Consider the following 334-nt stretch of genomic DNA (forward strand, 5'->3'; position numbering starts at 1 on the left):
CCATCCGCACTGACAGTGGTAACCTTAAAGCTTGGAGCTTTCCATACTCCACCAGTGTATCCAGCGCCTCCACCAAAATACTGAGAAACCGTCTCTCCCATAGAATAAAGTTGACCACCTGTGATTGCATCCGTAGAGCCAGAAACAACATTTCCATCTAAAAGATGTGTAATCTTGCTCTTTGTTTTTGCATCATTCTTACCATGATCTGCTATAAATGCTTTATCATTCTCACTCCACAATAAAGAATCCTGTGCAACTCCTTGAGACACTTCCTTAATGCGCTGATTCACATTCTGAATATTCGTATCAAGACCACTAAAAGCTTTACCAA

1 pseudogene is annotated in these 334 nt (G+C 41.0%); it reads right to left on the minus strand.

Annotated elements, in window-relative coordinates:
• Nucleotides 1-334 (minus strand): annotated as a pseudogene (locus tag ACFIKR_RS09515) (hypothetical protein); the annotation flags it as partial.

The organism is Bartonella sp. MR30HLJHH, from assembly GCF_042194195.1.
In the GTDB taxonomy this organism is placed as follows: Bacteria; Pseudomonadota; Alphaproteobacteria; order Rhizobiales; family Rhizobiaceae; genus Bartonella; species Bartonella grahamii.